This window comes from Micromonospora sp. 4G55, assembly GCF_016803375.1.
In genome coordinates this window covers 1-4,935 of the sequence record NZ_JAEVHN010000473.1, presented here as the reverse complement: position 1 = coordinate 4,935, position 4,935 = coordinate 1, and the positions used below count along the sequence as shown (strand labels likewise).

The following is a 4,935-nucleotide window of genomic DNA, read 5'->3' as shown; positions in this document are numbered from 1 at the left end:
CCGGCCCGCGGCCGCGGGCGGGTCGCCGGCTGCGCGGCGGAGCCCGGCCCGCCGTCCGGTGGGGCCCCGGACACCGTCCGGCCGGTACGCATCGATAGTCCTGGCAGCACTGTCGTCCGCCGACAGTGCACATTGGAAATCCTCCCGGGTGGCAAATCCGGAAATCCTGGACGCTGCGACGGCAAAGTGGCAGCTTAGAGGGCATGGCGGAATCCGGAGTCAACCCCACCGCGGCAGCTCTGCTGGGGCTGCTGCACGAGGGCCCGATGACTGGCGGCCAACTGATGGCCGCCGCTGAGCGCCGACTGGCGCCGTACTGGTCGATGACCCGCAGTCAGGTCTACCGCGAGTTGCCGGTGCTGGCCGAGCGGGGTTTCGTGCGGCTGGGCAAGCCCGGGCCGCGGATGAGCCAGCCGTACGCGATCACCGCGAGCGGGAAACGGACATTTTCCCGCTGGCTGGCGGAGAACCCGGGTCGGGACACCATCCGCAACCCGATCGCCCTGCGGATCGCCTTCGGCGACCTGCACTCGGCCAGCCAGCTGAAGAACCTCTACGCCTCGGCCAACGAGTACCACACCGAGGCCCTGGCGCACGTCCGCGAGCAGGTGAAGAACGCCAAGAAGGAGGGCGACAACTACGACGCCAGCGCGCTGGAGTTCGCCGTCGCCTACCACAAGGCGGCGCTTTCCTGGCTCAAGACCGCCCCGGTCGGCTGATCATCTGCCCGGGTCGGCGGTGTGACGTGAGCGGACCGCCGCACGCACAGTACGCTTGTCTGTCGTGACCGCTGCCGATTACGCCGAACAGCTCAAGGAACTCGACGCCACCCTACGCAACATCGAGGCGGTGCTCGACCTCGGCCGCCTGCACGAGGAGAAGGCCCGGCTCGAGGAGCAGGCGTCCGCGCCCGACCTGTGGGACGACCAGGCGAAGGCGCAGCAGGTGACCTCGCAGCTGTCGTACGTCAACGGCGAGATCGGCAAGCTCGGCAGCCTCCGCTCCCGGCTCGACGACGCCGGTGTCCTGCTGGAGTTGGCCGAGGCCGAGTCCGACCCGGGGGTCCTCTCCGAGGTCGAGACGGAGATCGCCGGGCTGGGCAAGGCCATCCAGGAGATGGAGGTCCGCACCCTGCTCTCCGGCGAGTACGACTCCCGGGAGGCGCTGGTCGCCATCCGGGCCGGCGCGGGCGGGGTGGACGCCGCCGACTTCGCCGAGATGCTGCTGCGGATGTACCTGCGCTGGGCCGAGCGGCACGGTTACCCGACCGAGGTCTACGAGACCTCGTACGCGGAGGAGGCCGGCCTGAAGTCCGCCACCTTCACCGTGAAGGTCCCGTACGCCTACGGCACACTCAGCGTCGAGTCGGGCACCCACCGGCTGGTCCGGATCAGCCCCTTCGACAACCAGGGCCGCCGGCAGACCAGCTTCGCCGGTGTCGAGGTGCTGCCGGTCACCGAGCAGACCGACCACATCGACATTCCGGAGAACGAGGTCCGGGTGGACGTCTACCGCTCCTCCGGCCCGGGTGGGCAGAGCGTCAACACCACCGACTCCGCGGTGCGGCTCACCCACATCCCCACCGGCATCGTGGTGACCTGCCAGAACGAGAAGTCCCAGCTGCAGAACAAGGCCTCCGCCATGCGGGTGTTGCAGGCCCGGCTGCTGGAGCGCAAGCGGCAGGAGGAGGAGCAGAAGCTGGCCGGCCTGAAGACCGGCAGCACCAGCTCCTGGGGCGACCAGATGCGCTCGTACGTGCTGCACCCGTATCAGATGGTGAAGGATCTCCGAACCGAGCAGGAGACCGGCAATCCGTCCTCCGTCTTTGACGGGGATCTGGACAGCTTCATCGAGGCCGGCATCCGCTGGCGCAAGCAGCAGCAGCTCGCCAACGACGCTGTGTGATCAGGCGGGGGCGGAGCGCGTCGTCGATCTCCTGGTGGCAGGGGTAATCGATGACGCGCCTCGCAGAGGTGGGGCGTAGGACTTGGCTCAGCGGTTACACCGCGTAGACTCACCACCCGTGATTCAGCTTGAGCAAGTGACGAAGACGTACCCGAAGGCGTCCCGGCCTTCGCTCGACAACGTGTCCGTCTCGATCGAGAAGGGCGAGTTCGTCTTCTTCATCGGTCCATCCGGCTCCGGCAAGTCCACGATAATCAAAATGCTGCTGCACGAGGTCAGCCCCAACAAGGGCCGGGTCGTCGTGAACGGCAAGGACGTCACCACGATGCGCACCTGGAAGCGACCCCACTTCCGGCGCTCGATCGGCTGCGTCTTCCAGGACTTCCGGTTGCTGCCCAACCGCACCGCCTACGAGAACGTGGCGTTCGCTCTCGAGGTGATCGGCAAGACCAAGGCGGTCGCCCGCCGGGTCGTGCCCGAGGTGCTGGAGCTGGTCGGGCTCGGTGGCAAAGAGCACCGCTACCCGCACGAGCTCTCCGGTGGTGAGCAGCAGCGCGTGGCCGTCGCCCGGGCGTTCGTGAACCGTCCGCTGATCCTGCTGGCCGACGAGCCGACCGGAAACCTGGACCCGGACACCTCGATCGAGATCATGCGCCTGCTGGACCGGATCAACCGCACCGGCACGACCGTCGTGATGGTCACGCACGACTCCAACATCGTGAACCAGATGCGCCGTCGCGTCGTCGAGATCGAGAGCGGCCGCATCGTGCGCGACCAGGCCCGCGGCGTCTACGGGTGAGCCGGCGCTCCACCCCTGCCGTACACCCTGACGACGAACACCTCATGCCGGAGAGCCGGAGGAACACCCGATGCGGATGAAATACGTCCTGTCCGAGGTACTGGTCGGACTGTGGCGCAACGTCACCATGACCATCGCCATGATCATCACCATGGCGGTGTCGCTGTTCATGCTGGGCGGGGCCGGTCTGCTGTACCAGAAGGTCGGCGACATGAAGGACCTCTACTACGAGAACGTCGAGGTCTCGATCTTCCTGGCCACCGACGTCAGCGAGCAGCAGCGCAACGACCTGGACGCCAAGCTCAAGAGCGACCCCCTCGTTAAGGAGGTCCTCTACGTCAACAAGGACGAGGCGTACAAGCGGTTCCAGGAGATGTACCAGGACGCCCCGGACCTGGTGAACGCCGTCAAGGCGGACCAGCTGCCCGAGTCGTTCCGGCTCAAGCTGGTGAACCCGGAGCAGTACAAGAACATCTACGACCAGTACAAGGACACCGAGGGGGTCGACGAGATCGTCGACCAGAGCCGGCTGCTGGACAAGGTCTTCGGCGTCCTCACCGGCATCCAGACCTTCGCGCTGGTCATCGCGGTGTTCATGGCCGCCGCCGCGCTGCTCCTGGTCGCGAACACCATCCAGGTCGCCGCGTACAGCAAGCGGCGTGAGGTCGCGGTCATGAAGCTCGTCGGCGCGTCCAACTGGTTCATCCAGGCGCCGTTCGTGCTGGAGGCGGTGGTCGCCGGCGTGATCGGTTCGGTCCTCGCGCTGGTGTTCATGGCGCTCGGGAAGTACTTCGGCGGCAGCGGCTCGCTGTCCGCCCTGGAGGGCCTGATCACGCCAGTCTCGTGGGGCGACATCCTGCTGATGTTCCCGATCATGGCGGGCGTCGGCGCTCTGTTCAGCGCGGTCACCGGCTGGATCACGCTCCGCTTCTACCTGCGGGTCTAGTTACCCGACGGCTCCGCCGAGGGCCCTTCCGCGCCGGAATAAACGGCGCGGGAGGGTCCTTGTCATTCGGGTAGCATGATCTCCGCCCCGCGGCCGGTCGCACCGGTCGTGGGTCACTGGGAAAGGAGGTGGCGCCGATGCCACGGGAAAAGGGTCGCAAGGTGGTCGCCTCCAACAAGAAGGCGCGCCACGACTACGCCATCCTCGACACGTACGAGGCGGGCATGGCGCTGACCGGCACCGAGGTCAAGTCGCTGCGGGCCGGTCGGGCCTCCCTGGTCGACGCGTTCGCCCAGGAGCGCAGCGGCGAGCTCTACTTGCACGGCATGCACATCCCGGAGTACACCCAGGGCACGTGGACCAACCACGAGCCCCGGCGTACCCGCAAGCTGCTGCTCAACCGGCTGGAGATCGACCGGCTGATCGGCAAGACCCGCGAGGGCGGGTTGACCATGGTGCCGTTGCAGGTCTACTTCTCCGACGGCTGGGCGAAGGTGGAGATCGCCCTGGCCAAGGGTAAGAAGTCGTACGACAAGCGTCAGGACCTCGCCAAGCGGGACGCCGACCGGGAGATCGCCCGGGTGGCCGGGCGGCGCGGCAAGGGCATGGACGACTGATCTGTCGTCTTTGTCCGAGTCGGTAAAGCCGGCCCGGGGCTCGGGATGAAACCCGTTGCGGGAGGCGTTAGTCTTGACAGAGCCGCCAACAGGGCGGCCGACCGAGGGGGTGACTGGTTTCGACTTCGTACGTTGCGGCAGGGGAAGCGAGCCGAGGAAGCCGACGTCGTCTCGAGAATCGTTCGTCGGAAACCAATAAGCGCCAAGAACAATCGCGCTGACTTCGCTCTCGCCGCCTGAGGCGAGTAGTGAGTCTGTCGGCCTGGGAGCGCCTTCGACCCAGTTAGCCGGCATCAGCTAGAAGGCTGGCCAATCGGACCCGGTCGCGGGGTCCGTGCGGCGAGATCAATCAGCGACTGGGCCCGTCACACCAACTTGCTCGCGTGAGCGGTGGGGCCGAGTAGAGGCACAGCGAGCTGCGCTCGGAGAAGCCCTGACAAACCGGCGAAGGACCCGGGTTCGATTCCCGGCACCTCCACCACCTCATGTGCGCCCCGGTCCACCTGGACCGGGGCGCACAGTCGTCTCCAGGGTGCTCCTGGGGCCGGTGGGACGCGCGGGACGAATGAGGCGCTCCCGCCCACTGGACAGGCCGTGAGCTGCGGGTTCACCATCGCTGTACGCACGCAGCGCGGGAGGTGCCATCGGTCACCGGTCCGATCCCAGCA

5 protein-coding genes and 1 other RNA gene are annotated in these 4,935 nt (G+C 67.1%); all 6 read left to right on the top strand.

Going from position 1 to position 4,935, the window contains the following annotated elements:
• The first annotated feature begins 203 nt into the window (after positions 1-203).
• The 6 genes from JNW89_RS27655 to ssrA all read left to right on the top strand — a co-directional run bounded on the left by JNW89_RS27655 (position 204) and on the right by ssrA (position 4,748).
• Positions 204-719, top strand: a complete 516-nt coding sequence (locus JNW89_RS27655; protein WP_238451294.1) for a PadR family transcriptional regulator — start codon at positions 204-206, stop codon at positions 717-719.
• A 64-nt stretch (positions 720-783) separates the two neighbouring features.
• The gene (prfB, locus tag JNW89_RS27650; protein ID WP_238451293.1) at positions 784-1,905 is read left to right on the top strand and encodes a peptide chain release factor 2; all 1,122 of its coding nucleotides are present in this window, start codon (positions 784-786) and stop codon (positions 1,903-1,905) included.
• A 118-nt stretch (positions 1,906-2,023) separates the two neighbouring features.
• On the top strand, positions 2,024-2,704 hold the full coding sequence (gene ftsE / locus JNW89_RS27645; RefSeq protein WP_238451292.1) for a cell division ATP-binding protein FtsE: 681 nt from the start codon (positions 2,024-2,026) through the stop codon (positions 2,702-2,704).
• A 70-nt stretch (positions 2,705-2,774) separates the two neighbouring features.
• Positions 2,775-3,650, top strand: coding sequence for a permease-like cell division protein FtsX (ftsX, locus tag JNW89_RS27640; protein WP_238451290.1), 876 nt, complete (start codon positions 2,775-2,777; stop codon positions 3,648-3,650).
• Positions 3,651-3,787: 137 nt separating this feature from the next.
• Positions 3,788-4,267 (top strand): SsrA-binding protein SmpB, encoded by a 480-nt coding sequence (gene smpB / locus JNW89_RS27635; RefSeq protein WP_238451288.1) that lies wholly within the window; start codon positions 3,788-3,790, stop codon positions 4,265-4,267.
• Positions 4,268-4,372: 105 nt separating this feature from the next.
• Positions 4,373-4,748: a transfer-messenger RNA gene (gene ssrA, locus JNW89_RS27630) on the top strand.
• The last annotated feature ends 187 nt before the right edge of the window (positions 4,749-4,935 follow it).